General features: G+C 71.1%; 18 protein-coding genes. 13 read left to right on the forward strand and 5 right to left on the reverse strand.

Annotated elements, in window-relative coordinates; all coding sequences use genetic code 11:
- The first annotated feature begins 14 nt into the window (after window positions 1-14).
- From OHT52_RS23750 to OHT52_RS23780, 7 genes are all read left to right on the forward strand, one after another.
- Window positions 15-809, forward strand: a complete 795-nt coding sequence (locus tag OHT52_RS23750) for a cell division protein FtsQ/DivIB (RefSeq protein ID WP_328722197.1) — start codon at window positions 15-17, stop codon at window positions 807-809.
- 275 nt (window positions 810-1084) lie between these two features.
- Window positions 1085-2296 (forward strand): cell division protein FtsZ, encoded by a 1212-nt coding sequence (gene ftsZ / locus OHT52_RS23755; RefSeq protein ID WP_328722198.1) that lies wholly within the window; start codon window positions 1085-1087, stop codon window positions 2294-2296.
- A complete protein-coding gene (gene pgeF / locus OHT52_RS23760) occupies window positions 2296-3144 on the forward strand; it encodes a peptidoglycan editing factor PgeF (RefSeq protein WP_328723872.1) in 849 nt (282 codons plus the stop codon). Before ftsZ ends, pgeF begins: the two co-directional genes overlap by 1 nt.
- The gene (locus OHT52_RS23765; protein ID WP_328722199.1) at window positions 3141-3863 is read left to right on the forward strand and encodes a YggS family pyridoxal phosphate-dependent enzyme; all 723 of its coding nucleotides are present in this window, start codon (window positions 3141-3143) and stop codon (window positions 3861-3863) included. Before pgeF ends, OHT52_RS23765 begins: the two co-directional genes overlap by 4 nt.
- A gap of 126 nt (window positions 3864-3989) precedes the next feature.
- The gene (locus OHT52_RS23770; RefSeq protein ID WP_328722200.1) at window positions 3990-4607 is read left to right on the forward strand and encodes a cell division protein SepF; all 618 of its coding nucleotides are present in this window, start codon (window positions 3990-3992) and stop codon (window positions 4605-4607) included.
- Between the two features lie 68 nt (window positions 4608-4675).
- Entirely contained in the window at window positions 4676-4972 is a 297-nt protein-coding gene (locus tag OHT52_RS23775; RefSeq protein ID WP_328722201.1) for a YggT family protein, read from the forward strand.
- Window positions 4973-5021: 49 nt separating this feature from the next.
- On the forward strand, window positions 5022-6173 hold the full coding sequence (locus OHT52_RS23780) for a DivIVA domain-containing protein (RefSeq protein ID WP_328722202.1): 1152 nt from the start codon (window positions 5022-5024) through the stop codon (window positions 6171-6173).
- Between the two features lie 276 nt (window positions 6174-6449).
- Here OHT52_RS23780 and ileS read toward each other — a convergent pair whose 3' ends face one another.
- Window positions 6450-9593 (reverse strand): isoleucine--tRNA ligase, encoded by a 3144-nt coding sequence (gene ileS / locus OHT52_RS23785; RefSeq protein WP_328722203.1) that lies wholly within the window; start codon window positions 9591-9593, stop codon window positions 6450-6452.
- Between the two features lie 549 nt (window positions 9594-10142).
- Here ileS and OHT52_RS23790 point away from each other — a divergent pair.
- The 5 genes from OHT52_RS23790 (at window position 10143) to OHT52_RS23810 (ending at window position 14938) form a co-directional block, all read left to right on the forward strand.
- Window positions 10143-10949 (forward strand): TraR/DksA family transcriptional regulator, encoded by an 807-nt coding sequence (locus OHT52_RS23790; protein WP_328722204.1) that lies wholly within the window; start codon window positions 10143-10145, stop codon window positions 10947-10949.
- Between the two features lie 116 nt (window positions 10950-11065).
- Window positions 11066-11728: a signal peptidase II gene (lspA, locus tag OHT52_RS23795; RefSeq protein ID WP_328722205.1), complete on the forward strand. Its 663-nt coding sequence runs from the start codon at window positions 11066-11068 to the stop codon at window positions 11726-11728.
- 70 nt (window positions 11729-11798) lie between these two features.
- Complete coding sequence (locus OHT52_RS23800; RefSeq protein WP_328722206.1) at window positions 11799-12740, forward strand: RluA family pseudouridine synthase; 942 nt, start codon at window positions 11799-11801, stop codon at window positions 12738-12740.
- A complete protein-coding gene (locus tag OHT52_RS23805; RefSeq protein WP_328722207.1) occupies window positions 12737-13231 on the forward strand; it encodes a GNAT family N-acetyltransferase in 495 nt (164 codons plus the stop codon). Before OHT52_RS23800 ends, OHT52_RS23805 begins: the two co-directional genes overlap by 4 nt.
- Window positions 13232-13351: 120 nt before the next feature.
- A complete protein-coding gene (locus OHT52_RS23810; protein ID WP_328722208.1) occupies window positions 13352-14938 on the forward strand; it encodes a Na+/H+ antiporter in 1587 nt (528 codons plus the stop codon).
- Window positions 14939-14950: 12 nt separating this feature from the next.
- Here OHT52_RS23810 and OHT52_RS23815 read toward each other — a convergent pair whose 3' ends face one another.
- Window positions 14951-16081, reverse strand: coding sequence for a mechanosensitive ion channel family protein (locus OHT52_RS23815; RefSeq protein ID WP_328722209.1), 1131 nt, complete (start codon window positions 16079-16081; stop codon window positions 14951-14953).
- A gap of 37 nt (window positions 16082-16118) precedes the next feature.
- On the opposite strand from OHT52_RS23815, the gene OHT52_RS23820 reads away from it, so the two are divergent.
- Window positions 16119-16697, forward strand: a complete 579-nt coding sequence (locus tag OHT52_RS23820) for a dienelactone hydrolase family protein (RefSeq protein WP_328723873.1) — start codon at window positions 16119-16121, stop codon at window positions 16695-16697.
- A gap of 51 nt (window positions 16698-16748) precedes the next feature.
- Here the strand turns inward: OHT52_RS23820 and OHT52_RS23825 are convergent, their stop codons facing one another.
- The 3 genes from OHT52_RS23825 to OHT52_RS23835 form a co-directional block, all read right to left on the reverse strand.
- Entirely contained in the window at window positions 16749-17726 is a 978-nt protein-coding gene (locus OHT52_RS23825; RefSeq protein ID WP_328722210.1) for a zinc metalloprotease, read from the reverse strand.
- A 385-nt stretch (window positions 17727-18111) separates the two neighbouring features.
- Window positions 18112-18924, reverse strand: coding sequence for a thioredoxin domain-containing protein (locus tag OHT52_RS23830; protein ID WP_328722211.1), 813 nt, complete (start codon window positions 18922-18924; stop codon window positions 18112-18114).
- 60 nt (window positions 18925-18984) lie between these two features.
- A complete protein-coding gene (locus tag OHT52_RS23835) occupies window positions 18985-19668 on the reverse strand; it encodes a hypothetical protein (protein WP_328722212.1) in 684 nt (227 codons plus the stop codon).
- Window positions 19669-19680 lie beyond the last annotated feature (12 nt).

Consider the following 19680-nt stretch of genomic DNA (forward strand, 5'->3'; position numbering starts at 1 on the left):
GCGAAGGAGCGAGCGTGGCCGGACCGACGACCGCCCAGCGCGGTTCAGGGCAGCAGGCGGACACCCCGGCGCGCGCGCCGCACGCCGGCCCCGGAAGGGGCGGGGTCGCCCGCCGCAGGATGCTGGTCCTCGGTGCGGCCGGGGCCGCCCTGCTCGCGGGGGGCGTGGCCTGGGCGCTGTGGGGGTCCTCCTGGCTCCGGCTGGAGCAGGTCGGCGTCAGCGGGACCGGCGTCCTCTCCCCGGCCGAGGTGGAAGCGGCGGCGGCGGCTCCGGTCGGCTCGCCGCTGATCGCCGTGGACACCGACTCCCTGGAGCAGCGGCTGCGGCGGAAACTCCCCCGAATCGACACCGTGGACGTCACGCGTTCCTGGCCGCACGGAATCGACATCGAGGTGACCGAGCGAAAGCCGGTCCTTCTACTGAAAAAAGGCGCAAAGTTCACCGAAGTAGACGCCGAGGGCGTGCGGTTCGCGACCGTGGACAAAGCGCCCGAAAGGGTTCCACTGCTGGAATTGTCGCCCGATCGTTCCGCAAGTCTGCGCCGTTTCGGCGGTGACCGTCTGTTGCGGGAGGCGGTCTCGGTCGCCGGCGACCTTCCCGCCGCCGTCGCCCGTGTCACCGAGGCGGTGCGGGTGACCTCGTACGATTCGATCTCGCTGAAGCTGACGGGGGGACGCGAAGTGATCTGGGGCAGTGGTGAACAGGGCGCGGTGAAGGCGAAAGTGCTCACCGCCCTGATGAAAGCCGCACCCAAAGCGGGACACTTCGACGTCAGTGCGCCCACCGCTCCTGCCTCTTCGAAGAGTTGACGGGCATTTGGGCTGACCAGCACCCTGGTTGGTCATCGCTACGGGTGATCACATAGGGTGAAAAGAAAAACGGGAGGTTCGGCGTGTTCGTTGAACGTGCGCCACTTGTCGACTTAGTGTCCTGTTCGGAAGAGTCCAAGAAGCAGACACACTGGTAACCCTAAACTTCAGCGTTAGGGTTTGGGTCGGCGTTCGGACCGTCCCCATCGACATCCGTCGTCGCGGCGGGCCACCGCAGAGCGACGACACGTAAATCGAGGCGAGAGGCCTTCGACGTGGCAGCACCGCAGAACTACCTCGCAGTCATCAAGGTCATCGGTGTCGGCGGCGGTGGTGTCAATGCCATCAACCGAATGATCGAGGTCGGTCTCAAAGGCGTCGAGTTCATCGCGATCAACACGGACGCGCAAGCCCTGTTGATGAGCGACGCCGACGTCAAGCTCGACGTCGGCCGTGAACTCACGCGGGGACTCGGCGCCGGGGCCAACCCGGCAGTCGGTCGCAAGGCGGCAGAGGACCACCGTGAAGAGATCGAGGAGGTCCTCAAGGGGGCCGACATGGTCTTCGTCACCGCAGGAGAGGGCGGCGGCACCGGCACCGGCGGCGCACCCGTCGTCGCCAACATCGCTCGCTCGCTGGGCGCCCTGACGATCGGTGTGGTCACCCGCCCGTTCACCTTCGAGGGCCGTCGGCGCGCGAACCAGGCGGAGGACGGCATCGCCGAGCTCCGCGAAGAGGTCGACACCCTCATCGTCATTCCCAACGACCGGCTGCTGTCCATCTCGGACCGCCAGGTGAGCGTGCTCGACGCGTTCAAGTCGGCCGACCAGGTGCTGCTCTCGGGTGTCCAGGGCATCACCGACCTCATCACCACCCCCGGCCTCATCAACCTCGACTTCGCCGACGTCAAGTCGGTCATGTCCGAGGCGGGTTCGGCGCTCATGGGCATCGGTTCGGCCCGCGGCGACGACCGCGCGGTGGCGGCGGCCGAGATGGCGATCTCCTCGCCCCTCCTGGAGGCGTCCATCGACGGCGCCCGCGGCGTGCTGCTCTCCATCTCCGGTGGCAGCGACCTCGGTCTCTTCGAGATCAACGAGGCCGCCCAACTGGTGAGCGAGGCGGCGCACCCGGAGGCGAACATCATCTTCGGCGCGGTCATCGACGACGCGCTCGGCGACGAGGTGCGGGTCACCGTGATCGCCGCGGGCTTCGACGGCGGCCAGCCGCCGGCCCGCCGCGAGAACGTGATCGGCGCCGGTGCCGCCAAGCGCGAGGAGCCCGCCCCGCCGGCCCGGCCCGAGCCCGTCCGCCACTCGGCCGGACTCGGTTCCGTGCCGGTCCGCGAGGAAGCCCCTGCCCCGGTCGAGGCCGCGCCGGTCACGAACGACGGCTCGCTGCCGCCGGTCTCCCCGCCGCACGTGCCGACGGCTCGTCCCTACCAGGACACCCAGGCCGAAGAGCTGGACGTACCGGACTTCCTGAAGTGATAGACCGGCACCACTCGGGACCCGCGGCCACCGCGGGTCCCGCTCTCACAGCGGTACCCGCAGCGGACCCGTCCGGCGGCGCCGGTGCCCACTTCGCCTTCACCGACCGGTGGGGCGGGGTGAGCACCGGTCCGTACGGGTCGCTGAACCTCGGCGGCGCGGTCGGAGACGACCCCGCCGCCGTGGTCGCGAACAGGGCCCGTGCGGCCGGCGCTCTCGGGCTCGACCCGGAGCGGGTCGTCTGGATGAACCAGGTGCACGGCCGTGCGGTCGCCGTGGTCGACGGGCCCTGGGGCCCGGGCCGCGAGATCCCGGCGGTGGACGCGCTGGTGACCCGCCGTCGGGCGCTGCCGCTCGCCGTGCTCACCGCGGACTGCGTCCCGGTCCTGCTGGCCGACCCCGTCGCCGGGGTCGTCGCGGCGGCGCACGCGGGTCGCCCCGGTCTCGTCGCCGGAGTCGTCCCCGCGGCCGTGGAGGCGATGCTCGCCCTCGGCGCCGACGCTTCCCGGATCGTCGCCCGCACCGGACCTGCGGTCTGCGGCGGTTGCTACGAGGTCCCGGCCGCGATGCGGGACGAGGTCGCCGAGACCGTCCCCGCGGCCCGGGCGGAGACCCGGTGGGGCACGCCGGCGGTGGACGTCGTCGCCGGGGTCCACTCCCAGCTCGACGCTCTCGGCGTGCGGGACGTGCGGCGTTCGCCGTTCTGCACGCGGGAGTCGGACGACCACTTCTCGTACCGGCGCGACCGCACCACCGGACGACTCGCCGGATACGTCTGGCTGGACGGGCCGCTCGAAGAGGGCCACCGGGACGGCGAGGACCACCAGGACGACGAGGGAACGGCATGACGGACCGCAGCAAGGAACTCGCCGACAACCTGGCGCGGGTGGAGGAACGTATCGCCTCCGCCTGTGCCGCGGCCGGCCGGTCGCGGGACGAGGTCACGCTCATCGTGGTCACCAAGACCTATCCCGCGAGCGACGTGCGGATCCTGCACGGACTCGGTGTGCGTCAGGTGGCCGAGAACCGGGACCAGGACGCTGCGCCCAAGGCCGCGGACTGTTCGGATCTGTCGCTTACTTGGCACTTTGTCGGTCAGCTTCAGACCAACAAGGTTCGTTCAGTGACGCGTTATGCCGATGTGGTGCAGTCGATCGACCGGATCAAGCTCGTTTCCGCACTCTCCACGGCTGCCGCCGGAGAGCGGGAGAGTGAACTCGGCTGTCTGATCCAGGTCGCCCTCGACGCCGGCGACGGTGAGCGCGGCGAGCGGGGCGGAGTGGCTCCCGAGGGTGTGGAAGCGCTGGCCGCCGCGGTGGCGGCGGCGCCCGGACTCCGGCTCGACGGCCTGATGACGGTCGCGCCGCTCGCCGGTCCGTACGCGGGACGGCAACGGGCCGCCTTCGGGCGGCTGATGGAAATCTCATCCCGGCTGCGCAGGGACCATCCGGCTGCGAACATGGTCTCCGCGGGGATGAGTTCGGATCTTGAGGACGCCGTCGCGGCCGGAGCGACACATGTACGCGTCGGTACTGCGGTACTCGGAGTCCGACCCCGGCTCGGGTAACGTCGCGAAGCAGGTCGGACCACAGCAGAAAATATGGTCATTCCCGCTCAATACGGGGCAGGCCACCGTGGATCGCTGGCACTTGGCGACGATTGCCGATCCACCACAGAGCGGAGGACTCGGAGCATGGCCGGCGCGATGCGCAAGATGGCGGTCTACCTCGGCCTCGTGGAGGACGATGGGTACGACGGTCCGGGGTTCGACCCCGACGATGAATTCGAACCCGAGCCGGAGCCCGAGCGGGACCGGCGCAGGCATCAGCCCGCGCACCAGGTGGAGCGGGAGCGCGAAAGGGACGAACCGGTACGAGTGGTGCAACCCCCCGCACCGCGCGAGCCAGTTCAGCTCCCCGTCGACAGTGTGCGACCCGCCCGGATCGCACCCGTGGCATCCATCACACCTGAACGCCCCAACCTGGAGAAGAACGCACCCGTGATCATGCCCAAGGTCGTCTCCGAGCGGGAGCCGTACCGCATCACCACGTTGCACCCCCGGACCTACAACGAGGCCCGTACCATCGGGGAACACTTCCGTGAGGGCACCCCGGTGATCATGAATCTCACGGAGATGGACGACACGGATGCAAAGCGACTTGTCGACTTTGCCGCGGGACTCGTCTTCGGGCTTCATGGCAGCATTGAGCGCGTGACGCAGAAGGTGTTCCTGTTGTCGCCTGCTAACGTCGATGTCACGGCGGAGGACAAGGCCCGTATTGCGGAGGGCGGGTTCTTCAACCAGAGCTGAGAACGCGACACGGGAACGACCCGGCCGAGAGGCCGGAGCTACGAGAGCCAGGGGAGGGGAGCGCGGTCATGGGCGTCGCACTCGATGTGGTCAGCGTCGCGCTGATGTGTTTCCTCATCGTGCTGATCTTCCGGCTGGTCATGGACTACGTCTTCCAGTTCGCGCGCTCATGGGAGCCGGGCAAGCCGATGGTGGTGGTTCTCGAGGCCACTTACACGGTCACCGATCCACCACTCAAGCTCCTGCGGCGGTTGATCCCGCCGCTGCGTCTCGGGGGCGTGGCACTCGACCTGTCCTTCTTCGTTCTGATGATCATCGTCTACATCCTGATCGAGCTGTTCAAGTGGCTTGCGAGCAGCGTGTGAACGATACGGTCTTGCCGACTGCCGACGACTACGTAGAGGTGAAGAAGAGATGCCGCTGACCCCCGAGGACGTGCGGAACAAGCAGTTCACGACCGTCCGCCTCCGAGAAGGCTATGACGAGGACGAGGTCGATGCCTTCCTCGACGAGGTCGAGTCCGAGCTGACGCGACTGCTGCGCGAGAACGAGGATCTGCGCGCCAAGCTGGCCGCCGCGACGCGAGCCGCCGCGCAGAACCAGCAGCAGCAGGCCATGCGCAAGCCCCCGGAGCAGCAGCAGGAGAGGCCCGGGGCTCCCGTGCCCGCCGCCATATCGGGTCCGCCGGTCCAGCAGCAGCCCCCGCAGATGGGTCCGCCGCAGCTGCCCGCCGGTCCCAGTGGCCACGGCCCCCAGCAGGGTCAGCACGGCCCCGGTCCGCAGGGCCAGCACGGTCCCGGTCCGATGCAGGGCGGCCCCATGGGCGGCGGGATGGGTGGCCCCATGGGTGGACCCATGGGCCATGCCCCGCAGCAGATGCAGCAGCAGATGCAGCCCATGCAGCAGATGCAGCAGCCCATGCAGCAGATGCAGCAGCCCGGCCAGGGCCCCGGTGGCGACAGTGCCGCCCGTGTCCTCTCGCTGGCGCAGCAGACCGCCGACCAGGCGATCGCGGAGGCCCGTTCCGAGGCCAACAAGATCGTCGGTGAGGCGCGCAGCCGCGCCGAGGGGCTGGAGCGCGACGCGCGGGCGAAGGCCGACGCGCTGGAGCGGGACGCGCAGGAGAAGCACCGCGTGGCGATGGGCTCGCTGGAGTCGGCCCGCGCGACGCTCGAGCGCAAGGTCGAGGACCTGCGTGGCTTCGAGCGCGAGTACCGCACCCGCCTGAAGTCGTACCTGGAGAGCCAGCTGCGTCAGCTGGAGACCCAGGCCGACGACTCGCTGGCTCCGCCGCGGAGCCCGGCGGCCGCGTCGCTGCCGCCGTCGCCCTCGCTGGCTCCGGCCGGTGCCGGTGCGATGGGCCACGGCATGGGCGCCGGCAACCACGGCGGCCCGTCGATGGGTGGCAACCCGTCCATGGGTCCCGGACCGTCCTTCGGTGGGCAGCAGCAGATGTCGCCCGCGATGACGCAGCCGATGGCACCGGTGCGGCCGCAGGCGCCGCAGCCGATGCAGCAGGCTCCGTCGCCGATGCGCGGGTTCCTCATCGACGAGGACGACAACTGACCGGCTCGCGCTCGCTGAGCGCGTAGCCGTCGGCAGGCTGAGGGCCGGGCCCCGGGGAATCTCCCCGGGGCCCGGCCCTTTTCCGTGGACCGGGTGCCGGGCGGCTCCCGGCCGGGGTTCTCGAACCGGCGGGAGGCCGCCCGGAGTTGCGTAAATCAACTCGAATACGAGCGAATCACCCTGTAGTGGGACAGGGATTGCCGGTGTTCCCAGCCGTCCGGGGAACGCCGAAGGCCCGGCGGGAGATCCGCCGGGCCTTCGGAAGGAGCGTGCCGGTCAGTGCTTGCGGAGACGGAAGCTCAAGCCCAGACCCTCGTCCTCGAACGGGGTGCCGTACGAGTCGTCCGCGTCGCCCTGCGCGTAGTCCAGGGCGAGTACCTCGTCCGCGATCAGCGGGGCGTGCTCGGTGAGCGCCTCCACCGTGGCGGCCGAGCCGGACGTCCAGCGCACCGCGATCCGGTCCGCCACGTCCAGGCCGCTGTTCTTGCGGGCCTCCTGGATCAGTCGGATCGCGTCACGGGCGAGGCCCGCGCGGCGCAGCTCCGGGGTGATCTCCAGGTCCAGGGCGACCGTGGCGCCCGAGTCGGACGCCACCGACCAGCCCTCGCGCGGGGTCTCCGTGATGATGACCTCGTCCGGCGTCAGCGAGACCGTTTCGCCGTCCACCTCGACCGACGCGGTGCCCTCGCGCAGCGCCTGCGACAGCGCGGCGGCGTTGGCGTTCGCGACCGCCTTGGCGACCGCCTGCACGCCCTTGCCGAAACGCTTGCCCAGCGCGCGGAAGTTGGCCTTCGCCGTCGTGTCGACCAGCGAGCCCCCCACCTCGGAGAGCGAGGCCAGCGAGGAGACGTTCAGCTCCTCGGTGATCTGCGCGTGCAGATCGGCGGAGAGCGTCTCGAAGCCGGCCGCCGCGACCAGCGCGCGGGACAACGGCTGGCGGGTCTTCACGCCGGACTCGGCGCGGGTGGCCCGGCCGAGCTCCACCAGCCGGCGCACCAGCGCCATCTGCGTGGAGAGCGCGGGGTCGACCGCCGAGGCGTCGGCCACCGGCCACGAGGAGAGGTGCACCGACTCGGGGGCGTCCGGCGTCACCGGGACCACCAGGTCCTGCCAGACCCGCTCGGTGATGAACGGGGTCAGCGGGGCCATCAGCCGGGTCACCGTCTCGACGACCTCGTGCAGCGTGCGCAGCGCCGCCTTGTCGCCCTGCCAGAAGCGGCGGCGCGAGCGGCGGACGTACCAGTTGGACAGGTCGTCGACGAACGAGGAGAGCAGCTTGCCCGCCCGCTGGGTGTCGAAGCCGTCCAGCGCGGTGGTCACCTCGCCCACCAGGGCGTTGAGTTCGCTCAGCAGCCAGCGATCCAGGACCGTGCGGTCCGCCGGCGCCGGGTCGGCCGCCGAGGGCGCCCACTGGGACGTACGGGCGTACAGCGCCTGGAAGGCGACCGTGTTCCAGTACGTCAGGAGCGTCTTGCGGACGACCTCCTGGATGGTGCCGTGGCCGACCCGCCGGGCCGCCCACGGGGAGCCGCCCGCCGCCATGAACCAGCGCACCGCGTCGGCGCCGTGCTGGTCCATCAGCGGGATCGGGTCGAGGGTGTTGCCCAGGTGCTTGGACATCTTCCGGCCGTCCTCGGCGAGGATGTGGCCGAGGCAGACGACGTTCTCGTAGGAGGACTGGTCGAAGACGAGGGTGCCGACCGCCATCAGCGTGTAGAACCAGCCACGTGTCTGGTCGATGGCCTCGGAGATGAACTGCGCCGGGTAGCGGCTCTCGAAGACGTCCTTGTTCTTGTACGGGTAGCCCCACTGCGCGAACGGCATCGAACCCGAGTCGTACCAGGCGTCGATGACCTCGGGGACGCGGTACGCCTCCAGCCGGCAGTCGTCCTCGGTGCAGGTGAACGTGATCGCGTCGACGAACGGGCGGTGCGGGTCGAGGTCCGACTGGTCGCTGCCGGTCAGCTCGGACAGTTCGGCGCGCGAGCCGACACAGGTGAGGTGGCCGTCCTCGCAGCGCCAGATCGGCAGCGGGGTGCCCCAGTAGCGGTTGCGCGAGAGGGCCCAGTCGACGTTGTTGTTCAGCCAGTCGCCGAAGCGGCCGTTCTTCACCGAGTCGGGGAACCAGTTCGTCTTCTCGTTCTCCGCGAGGAGACGGTCCTTGACGGCGGTCGTGCGGATGTACCAGGACGGCTGCGCGTAGTAGAGCAGCGCGGTGTGGCAGCGCCAGCAGTGCGGGTAGCTGTGCTCGTACGGAACGTGGCGGAAGAGCTTGCCCCGGGCGGCCAGGTCCTCGGTGAGGGTCTCGTCGGCCTTCTTGAAGAAGAGCCCGCCGACCAGCGGCAGGTCCTCCTCGAACGTACCGTCCGGGCGCACCGGGTTGACCACCGGCAGACCGTACGCCTTGCAGACCAGGAGGTCGTCGGCGCCGAACGCGGGGGACTGGTGGACCAGGCCCGTACCGTCCTCGGTGGTGACGTACTCGGCGTTGACGACGTAGTGCGCCTCGGCCGGGAACGCGACCAGGTCGAAGGGGCGCTCGTAGGTCCAGCGCTCCATCTCCCGGCCGGTGAAGGACTCGCCGGTGAGCTCCCAGCCCTCGCCGAGCGCCTTCTCCACCAGCGGGCGCGCCACGACGAGACGCTCCTCGCCGTCCGACGCCACGACGTACTCGACGTCGGGGTGGACGGCGACGGCGGTGTTGGAGACCAGCGTCCACGGGGTGGTCGTCCACACCAGCAGCGCCGCCCGGCCGGCCAGCGGGCCGGAGGTGAGGGGGAAGCGGACGAAGACCGACGGGTCGACGACCGTCTCGTACCCCTGCGCGAGCTCGTGGTCCGAGAGGCCGGTGCCGCAGCGCGGGCACCAGGGGGCGACGCGGTGCGACTGGACCAGCAGGTCCTTGTCGAAGATCTTCTTCAGCGACCACCAGACGGAGTCGACGTACTCCGGGTCCATCGTCCGGTACGCGTCGTCCATGTCGACCCAGTACCCCATGCGGGTCGTCAGGTCGGAGAAGGCGTCGGTGTGGCGGGTCACGGACTCACGGCACTTGGCGTTGAACTCGGCGATGCCGTACGCCTCGATGTCCTTCTTGCCGTTGAAGCCCAGCTCCTTCTCGACCGCGAGCTCGACGGGCAGGCCGTGGCAGTCCCAGCCGGCCTTCCGGCCGACGTGGTAGCCCTGCATCGTGCGGAAGCGCGGAAAGACGTCCTTGAAGACACGGGCTTCGATGTGGTGGGCGCCGGGCATGCCGTTGGCGGTCGGCGGACCCTCGTAGAAGACCCACTCGGGGCGGCCTTCGGACTGTTCGAGGCTCTTGGCGAAGACCTTGCCGTCGCGCCAGAAGTCGAGCACGTCGTGCTCCAGCGCGGGCAGGTCGACCTGAGCGGGGACCGGGCGGTACTGCGGCGATGTCATGTTCGGGTTTCCTCCGGCGGACGTCTTCCCACTTCCGTCGGAGGGACGAGAGCGCTGGGCTCCCGCGGTACCACCCTCCTTGGCCCGGGCGCATGCCCCGGCCCCCTCATTGGGGTGCGATGCCGGGTCTACTTGCCTGCCTGCGGCGTTCTTCCGACGGCTCCGGGGTGATCTTCACGACGCGCTCGCCCCCGGGCTTCCACCGACCCCGGGTCGCTCTGGGCTGCGTACGACGCTACTCGTCCCATCCATGCCTCTCGCTGCGCCCAGTGTACGGGGCCTGGGGCGGCACGTCCGACCGGTTTTCGCGCGGGGCGCGCGGGGCCCCTGGACTGACCCGAATGGCGCGTCGGGGGCCCGCGGAACCGGCGGTTCCGTCAGGCGGCGGAATACCCGGCGGGGAGCTGGGCACAACGGATGCAGGCGGGCCGTGTCCGGGTGCGGGGAGGGGTGGCAGGGCGGCGTGCCCCGTTGCCGCGGGTCATGGGTCGATTTATCGTCCCAGCACGATCCGCGAGCAGGATCACCCTAGGTGAAGGGGTCGCGCCCATGGTGGCGAAGAAGACCGTCCGACGGACGTCGTCAGCGGCATCCCCGGACGCGGCGGACGACGGGACGTCCGCCGGGAGCGGGGAGGACACCGCGAGCGGCGCGGAAGCCGGGGGCGGCGCGACGGGGTCGGAGGCGGCCGCGACGAGACCAGCGAAGAAGACGGCCGCCAAGAAGACGGCCGCCAAGAAGGCCGCCGCCAGGAAGACGGCCGCCGCGAAGACCCCGGCGAAGAAAAGCGCGGCCCGCACGACCACGGCGAAGCAGGCCGAACCAGCGGCCACGGAGGCGGCCGACGCCGCCCAGCAGACAGGAGAGCAGACGGTGGCAGCCAAGAAGACCGCGGCCAGGGCCGCGTCCGGCGGACCGAGCGCGAGCGCGGTGCCCCAGGCACGCGTGGCGACCGTACCCGGAGAGCTGGCCGTCCGGCCGGGGGAGGACCCCTGGACGCCGGAGGAGGTCGCCGAGGCGCGGGCGGAACTCACCGGCGAGGCCACCCGGCTCCGCACCGAGCTGGAAGCCTCCGGGGCGGCCCTCGCGGGGCTGATGCGCGACTCCGGCGACGGTGCCGGTGACGACGAGGCCGACACCGGCACCAAGAACATCACCCGCGAGCACGAACTCTCGCTCGCCGCCCACGCCCAGGAGACCCTGGAGCAGACCGAACGTGCCCTGGCCCGCATGGACGCCGGGACCTACGGCCTCTGCGAGGTGTGCGGCAAACCCATCGGCAAGGCACGCATGCAGGCGTTCCCCCGGGCCACCCTCTGCGTGGAGGACAAGCAGAAGCAGGAGAGACGCGGCTGACCGTCCGGGGCGCTCCGTGTCGTACCCTCGTCCTCAATCGGCACCAGGCCGTGTCCGGTCGCCCCACCGGGCGGCCGGGGGTGCGGTACCGGACACGACCCAGGTTGAGGATTCACGTGGCAGAGGCGGAGCGCACCATCGAAACGCCGGAGACTCCCGACGCCCCGGGTGCCGGGGAGACCGGGCCCCTGAAGCCCGCCGACGGCACCGCCCCGGGCGGTGCCGGGGACGGCGCGGCCGACGGCGACACCGCGGCCGGTGCGGCGGACGGCGCCACCGCCGTCACGGGCAAGGGCAGGCGGCGGCTCGTCGCGCTCTTCACCGTGGCCGTCGTGGCCTACCTCCTCGACCTGGTCAGCAAGACGCTCGTCGTCGCGAGACTGGAGCACCACGACCCCGTCGAGATCATCGGCGACTGGCTGAAGCTGGAAGCGGTGCGCAACCCCGGCGCCGCGTTCAGCATGGGCGAGGCCTTCACCGTCGTCTTCACGGTCATCGCCGCGGCGGTGATCGTCGTCATCGTCCGGCTCGCCCGCAAGCTCCGCAGCCTGCCCTGGGCCATCGCCCTCGGCCTGCTGCTCGGCGGGGCGCTCGGCAACCTCACCGACCGCCTCTTCCGCGCTCCGGGCGTCTTCAAGGGCGCGGTGGTGGACTTCATCTCACCGGCCCACTTCGCGGTCTTCAACCTGGCCGACTCCGCCATCGTCTGCGGAGGCATCCTGATCGTGATCCTCTCCTTCCGGGGACTGGACCCGGACGGCACCGTCCACAAGGACTGAGTCCCGCCCGGGAGAGGCCGGAGAAGCTCACCGGTCACAGCACCGGTGGCCGCAAGGCATACTCGACCAGGTGAGTACGTACCCCGAGATCCGAACCCTGCCCGTGCCCGACGGCCTGGAGGGCGAGCGCGTCGACGCCGCCATCTCCCGGATGTTCGGGTTCTCCCGCACCAAGGCCGCCGAGCTGGCCGCCGCCGGAAAGGTGCTGGTGGACGGTTCGGTGGCCGGGAAGTCCGACCGGGTGCAGGGCGGTGCCTGGATGGAGGTCGAGATGCCGCGGGCGGCTCCTCCGGTCCAGATCGTCGCCGAGCCCGTCGAGGGCATGGAGATCGTGCACGACGACGACGACATCGTCGTCATCGTGAAGCCGGTCGGCGTCGCCGCCCACCCCAGCCCCGGCTGGACCGGCACCACCGTCATCGGCGGCCTCGCCGCCGCCGGGTACCGCATCTCCACCTCGGGTGCCGCCGAGCGCCAGGGCATCGTGCACCGGCTCGACGTGGGCACCTCCGGTCTGATGGTCGTGGCCAAGTCGGAGCGCGCGTACACCCTGCTCAAGGCGCAGTTCCGCGACCGCGTCGTGGAGAAGAAGTACCACGCGCTGGTGCAGGGCCACCCGGACCCGATGAGCGGCACCATCGACGCCCCCATCGGCCGCCACCCGAACCACGACTACAAGTGGGCCGTGATCCAGGAGGGCAAGCCCTCCGTGACGCACTACGACCTCATCGAGGCGTACCGCGCGGCCAGCCTGCTCGACATCAAGCTGGAGACGGGCCGTACGCACCAGATCCGGGTGCACATGTCCGCCCACCGCCACCCGTGCGTCGGCGACCTCACCTACGGCGCGGACCCGACCATGGCCAAGCGTCTCGGTCTGACCCGGCAGTGGCTGCACGCCGTCCGGCTCGGCTTCGAACACCCCTCGGACGGCAGCTGGGTGGAGTTCGCCAGCGACTACCCGGCCGACCTCCGGCACGCCCTCGACACGATCGCCGCGGAGAGCGAATGACCGCCGGCACCACCCCGTACACCGCCCGGCGGACCCGGGACGAGGCGGACCGCGCGGCCTGCTTCCAGGTCCGCAAGGACGTCTTCGTCGGCGAACAGGGAGTGCCCGAGGACCTGGAGTACGACGCGTACGACCGGCCCGAGGCCACCACGGTGCACGTCATCGCGGTCACCGAGGACGGCACCGCGCTCGGCACCGGCCGACTGCTGCACGGCGAGGCTGCGGCCGGGAAGACCGGCGGCGACCTCACCGTCGGTTCGCTGGGCCGGCTGGCCGTGTCCGGGTCGGCCCGCGGCCTCGGAGTCGGGGCCGCACTGGTCCGCGCCGTCGAGGACGAGGCACGGGCGCTCGGACTGACCGCGGTCGACCTGCACGCCCAGACCCACGCCCTCGGCTTCTACGAGCGCCTCGGCTACCAGGTGTACGGGCCCGAGTTCCAGGACGCCGGGATAGCGCACCGCGCCATGCGCCGCACGCTCGCGGAGCGGTAGCTCCCGTCCGGCGTCGCGCGGGGGGTGTCACCGCATCCCGCGGGCCCGGCGTGACAGGGTGGAACTCCCGCCCGGCCGCGCGCCGGGCGGGATTCCTGCATCCTGCGGAAGGCGCCCCACGTGGACCAGATGGCACTGCTCCTGCTGCTCCTGCTGGGAGCGGTGATCACGGTGCCGGTGGGAGAGCGGCTGGGACTGCCGGCCCCGGTGCTGATGACACTCATCGGCGTGGGGATGGCCTTCCTCCCCTTCGTGCCCAACGTCGACATCCCGCCGGAGATCATCCTCCCCGCCCTGCTGCCGCCGCTGCTCTACGCCTCCGTGCAGCGCACCTCCTGGCGGCAGTTCGCGGCCAACAAACGGCCGATCTTCCTGCTCGCGGTCGCCCTGGTCTTCGTGACGACAGCGGCCGTGGCGGCCGTCGCCGACTCCGTCGTGCCCGGACTGCCCCTCGCCGCCGCGGTGGCGCTCGGCGCGCTCGTCGCGCCCCCCGACCCGGTGGCCGCAACGGCCGTCGCCGGCTCGCTCGGTCTGCCGCGTCGGCTGATCTCCATCCTGGAGGGCGAGGGCCTCTTCAACGACGTGACCGCGATCGTGCTGTACCACGTGGCCATCGCGGCGGCGGTGTCCGGCACCTTCTCGCTTCCGGAGGCCCTCGGGCTGCTGGTCCTGTCGGCCGTGGTCGCGGTGGTGGTCGGACTCGCGCTGGGCTGGCTCACCCTCAAGCTGATGGGGCTCCTCGGGGACGCCACGCTCCAGGTCGGCCTCACCCTGCTCGTCCCGTTCATCGCCTACGTCCTGTCCGAGGAGCTGATGGGCTCCGGCGTCCTCGCCGTCCTGACCATCGCGCTCTTCCTCGCCGAGCACACCGCGGACGCCGACGACGTGCTCGGCCGGCTCACCGGGCGCACCTTCTGGAACATCGTGGACACCCTGGTCACCGGGATCGCCTTCGGGCTCATCGGGCTGGAACTCAGCAGCGTCTTCGGCACCGCCGACGGGCGGGAGTGGCGGCTGGCGGGCTGGGGGCTCGCGATCGTCGCCGTGGTCATCGGCGTACGGCTGCTCTGGCTGCTGCCCGCGACCTGGCTGGCCAAGAAGCTGCACACCCTGCGCGACGTGAGCGAGGAGATCCCGACCAGCTGGCGGGAGACCGTCGTCATGTGGTGGGCGGGGATGCGCGGGGTGGCCTCCGTGGCGCTGGCCCTCGCCGTACCGCTGAAGACCGACGACGGCGAACCCTTCCCCGGCCGCGACGAGATCGTCTTCATCGCCTTCGCGGTCATCATGGCGACCCTGGTCTTCCAGGGGCTCACCCTGCCCTGGCTGGTGCGCCGGCTCGGTGTCCGGGCCGACACCGACGCCGAACGTGAGCTGGAGAGGCGCCTCGCGATCCGTGCGGCGAAGGCGGCCAAGGCGCGGCTGAAGGAGATCCAGCAGGTGGAGGAGTTCCCCGAGGACGTGCTGGAGCGGCTCCAGCGCGCCGCCTACGACATCGGGGCGCGCATCAGCCCCGACATGGTGGACGAGGAGCGGCGCGACGCCTACGCCCAGCGCGCGAAGCGCTTCAAGGAGGTCAGCCGCATCCAGCGGGAGCTGCTGTCGGCCGCCCGCCACGAGGTGCTCTCGGCCCGCAGTGAGGCCGGTTCGGACCCGGAGGTGGTCGACCGGGTGCTGCGGTTCCTGGACGTGCGCAGCCTGCGCTGAGCCGGGGCGCGGTCAGCCGCGGCCGGTGTGCGGGGTCGGCTCCTTGCCGTTGCGGCGGACGGACGCGGCCGTACGGGAGGTCAGCTCCGGCCACTGGTCGGCCGCGACGAGCGTGGCGGGGGCCGTCGCGACCCGGGGCAGGGCGTACGGGTGGTGGTCCCGGAGCCAGGCGATCAGCTGCTCGCGCACCGCGCACCGGACCGTCCAGACGTCGTCCGCGTCCTTCGCGGTGACCACGGCCCGCACCTGGATGGTGGTCGGGGTGGTGTCGGTCACCGCGAGGGACCAGGTCCGACCGTCCCAGGCGCCGCACTCGCCGAGGATGTCGCGCATCTTGTCCCGCATCGCGGCCATCGGTGCCGCGTGGTCGAGATGGAAGTAGACCGTGCCGGTCATCTGGACCCCGCCGCGCGACCAGTTCTCGAACGGACGGCTGGTGAAGTACGACACCGGCATGGTGATCCGGCGCTCGTCCCAGGTGCGTACGGCGAGGAAGGTCAGCGTGATCTCCTCCACCGTGCCCCATTCGCCGTCCACCACCACGGTGTCGCCGAGGCGCACCATGTCGCCGAAGGCGATCTGGAACCCGGCGAAGACGTTGCCGAGGGTGGACTGGGCGGCGACACCGGCGACGATGCCGAGCACACCGGCCGAGGCCAGCATCGAGGTGCCGACGGTCTGCATCGCCGGGAAGGTCAGCAGCATCGCGGCGACGGCCACCGTGGTCACCACCGCGATGACCACCCGCTGGATCAGCGTCACCTGGGTGCGCACGCGGCGTACCCGGGCCGGATCGCGGGTGGAGGTGGCGTACCGCGCGTACGAGGACTCCACGACGGTCGCCGCCACCCGGACCACCAGCCAGGCCGAGGCGCCGATCAGGACCAGGCTCAGCACCTGGCCGATCGCCTCCCGGTGGTCGCGCACCAGCTCCAGGCGCAGATGGGCGAAGGTGCCGCGCAGCAGGGCCGCGCAGATCACCACCTGGAGGGGTGGGCGGCAGCGTCGCAGCAAGCCCCACAGGGGCGTGTCGGGGTGCCGGACGTCCGCCTTTCGCAGAGCCAGGTCCACCAGCCAGCCGGCCAGCAGGGTGATCGCCACCGAGCCGCCGACGATCAGCAGCGGGCGCAGCACGTTCTCCATCCTCGTGTCCTCCGGGGTCCGGGTGGCAGCTGGCACCATGGGCGGCATGAACATCATGCTTTTCCACTCGACCTACGGGCTCCGGCCCGCGGTGCACGCCGCTGCCGACCGGCTCCGAGCAGCCGGCCATGAGGTGCGCGTGCCCGATCTGTTCGAGGGGCACACCTTTGAAACGCAGGCGGAGGCGCAGGCGTACCGGGAGGAGCTGGGCAAGGACGAGCTGCTCAAGCGGGCGGTACTGGCCGCTGCGCCCTACTCGGAGCAAGGGCTCGTGTACGTGGGCTTCTCGCTCGGCGCGGCCGTGGCGCAGACCCTCGCCCTCGGCGACGAGAAGGCACGCGGGCTGCTGCTCTTCCACGGCACCTCGGACCTCGCCGAGAACGCGAGCACGGACGAGCTCCCGGTCCAGCTGCACGTCGCCGACCCCGACGCCTCGGAACCGCACGACTGGCTGAACAGCTGGTACCTGGAGATGCGGCGGGCCGGGGCGGACGTGGAGATCTACCGCTACCCCGGTGCCGGACACCTCTTCACCGACGACGCTCTGCCCGACTACGACGAGAAGTCGGCCGAGCTGGCGTGGAAGGTCGCGCTGGGCTTCCTGGCGACCCTCTGACGTGCCGCGCCCCCGGGGCCCGGACACGGACCGGGACCCGGGGGCGGTGGCTCATCCGCGGTAGGCGGTCCAGCTGTCGCTCATGCGCTGCACCTGGCCCGGGGTGAACTGGTACATGCAGGAGTCGTACGTGTAGTCCATGAAGTTGTGGATCGGGTCGGCCCCGGTCTTGTTGGTGCAGGTGTCCCGGCCGGTGGGGCACTCGTAGGCCTCGGTCTTCTCGGCCGGGGTGTCGGCGACGTAGTCCCCGTTTCCGTTGCAGCCGCCCTGGAAGGTGTGGTAGAGCCCCATCCAGTGGCCGACCTCGTGGGTGGCGGTGTCGCCCTCGTCGTAGTGGGTGGCGGCGCCGCCCGGCAGCGAGGTGTCGAGGATCACCACGCCGTCCATGCTCGGGCTGGACGTGTAGGAGCTCGGGAAGGTCGCCCAGCCGAGGAGACCGCCGCCGAGGTTGGCGGTGTAGACGTTGAGGGCGTTGGCCCCGCCCTTGCGCAGGGTGCTCTTCATCGATCTCTCGGCGCTGGAGCCGGAGCTCACGTTGTACCAGGTGGCGTTGTCGGTGTAGTCCGTTCCCGCCAGGGTGAAGCTGAAGCCGGTGGCCGTGTTGCCCGTACCGGCTCCGGAGTACGCGCTGTTGAGCACGCTCATCTGGGCGCTGACGGCGCTCGCCGACAGTTTTCCGGTGGTGCCCGAGTGGATGACGTGGAAGTACACGGGTATGGAGGCGCCGGCCGCCACGGCGGTGACCCCCGCCGAGCGGCGTTGGGCGAGTCTGGTGCGCAGGTCCGCGTCCATCGTCTTCGCCGCGGCGGTGCTGACGGCGTTGGGCTCGTGCGCCGTGGCGCCCGCCCCGGGGCGGGCCTGCCGGGCGAGGGCGGACGTCGTGTCGTCGGCGCAGCCGGCAGCCCCGGGAGCGGCGGCGGCGTTGACCGGCGAGGCGGACACCGGTGTCAGGGCCAGGGTTCCCGCCAGGGCGGCGGTGGCGAGCAGGCGGCGACGCACGTGGGGGGAGGTCGGGAAGAGAGCGCGCACAGGGACTCCTCGATCGGACGCGCGGGTGAGGGATTTCCTCGCCCGCTCCGCCGGGAGATTACGTGTGCATGTCATTCCTGGGGGAGTGTTCTTCCGGCCTGTTCGCCGAGGGACGGGTGGGTTTCCCGGGCGGTCGGCGCCGTGCTCGCGTCCGTCCGCGAAGCGTCCTCGTAACCGGGCCGTCGACGCCGCGGGCGGTGTGTCCGCAAAGCGGCGCCCCGGCCGTGACCTCCGGGACACACGACCGCCGCGCCCGCCGTGGCCGGAACCCGCTCAGGGGGAGGGATCCGGTCCGGGCGGCGTACGGCGGTGGGGGAAGCGGGACGGGCGGGCGGGCACCCGGAGGTGTCCGCCCGCCCGTCCGGGGGAGCCGTGAGCCGGGGCGTCAGCCCTTGAGCGCCGCGTCGATCGCCGTGGTGTAGTCGGCCACCGTCATGGGCGCGCTGTCGCTGCCCTCGGCGGTCACGGTCTTGCCGTCCATCTTCAGGGTCGGCGTGCCGGTCACCCCGCTGGAGTCGAAGGTCTTGGACATCTTGACGGCCCAGGCGTCGTAGGTGCCGTCGTTGACGTTCTTCTGGAACGCCTTGTTGTCCTTGAGCGCGTCCACCGTGTCGGCGACCTCGATGAGGTAGCTGTCCTTGGCGAACTTGTCGTCGGTCTCCTCGGGGTGGTACTTCGCCGAGTACAGCGCGGTCTTGTACTGGAGGAACGCCTCCGGGCTGACGTTCAGCGCCGCGCCCAGGGCGCTGAGGGCGTTCTTGGAGCCCTCGCCGTTGTCGCTGTTGTCGATGAAGGTGGCACCGACGTACTTGATCTTGTACTTGCCGTCCGCGACGTCCTTGGCGACCGTCGAACCGACGGTCTGCTCGAACTGGGCGCATATCGGGCAGCGGGAGTCCTCGTACATCTCCAGCGTCTTCTTCGCGGAGGACTCACCGACGACGACGGTCGTACCGTTGGTGCCGGTGGTGTTCTTCGGGGCGACCACCTTCGCGTCGCCCGCGGCCTCCCAGGCGTCCGGCTTGTTCAGCTCGTTGACGCCGTAGGCGACACCGCCGGCGATCGCCAGCACCGCGACGATCGAGACGCCGACGACGATCTGCTTGCGGGCCTTGTCCTTCTTCGCCTGGCGCTCGCGCTCCGCGCGCAGCCGCTCGCGGGCCGCTGCCTTGTTCGCCTGGTTGTTGCGGTTGCTCATGATGCGTTCTCCGTGGGATGTACGTGAAGGGTCAGAAAAAGGGGAGGGGGCGTACCGGGCTCAGACCGGCAGCGGAGGCCCTCTCCGGCCCACGGAGTGCGTGAAGAGCGGACGGGCGGCGACGAACGGGCGCGCGCCCGGAAGGCGTACGGCGCCCCGCACCGGAGAACGGGACCCACGGGCCACCGCCAGCGCGACCAGCAGCGGGCTGAACGCGAAGGCGGCAGCCGCCCGCAGCAGGGCCGCCAGCGCGGCCTCGCCGCGCCGCAGCCAGGCCGCCGCGAGCAGCCCGACGCTCACGTGCGCGGCGAGCAGCAGCCACGGGACGCCCGGCCCGGGGGGCAGCGGCAGCGCGGCGCCGGAGGCGGGGTGGCCGACTCCGGCCACCCGCGCCAGCGGAGCGCCCACTCCGTGGCCGCCGCAGAGCACGTCGAACCCCAGGGAGCGCAGCGGACCGGCCACCGGGCCGCCCGCCGCGCCGTAACAGAGCTGCTGCCCGGTGGTGAAGACCGTGTCGGCGGCGAGCTCCAGCGGGACCAGCAGCCCCGCTATCGCCCCGAAGCCGCGCTCCCGGCCCGCCAGCGCGTACGCGACGGCGAACACCAGGCCCCCCACCAGCGCCAGCGCGGTCACCGGCAGGGCTTCACGGGAGAGCAGGACGTGGGACGCCGAGGACAGCGTGACGACGAGCGCGGTGAAGAGCGCCGCGCGCGCGGTCCTGGGTCGCGTCCCTGATATGTCCATCGCCGGAGAGTC

This window comes from Streptomyces sp. NBC_00247 (genome assembly GCF_036188265.1).
GTDB lineage: Bacteria > Actinomycetota > Actinomycetes > Streptomycetales > Streptomycetaceae > Streptomyces.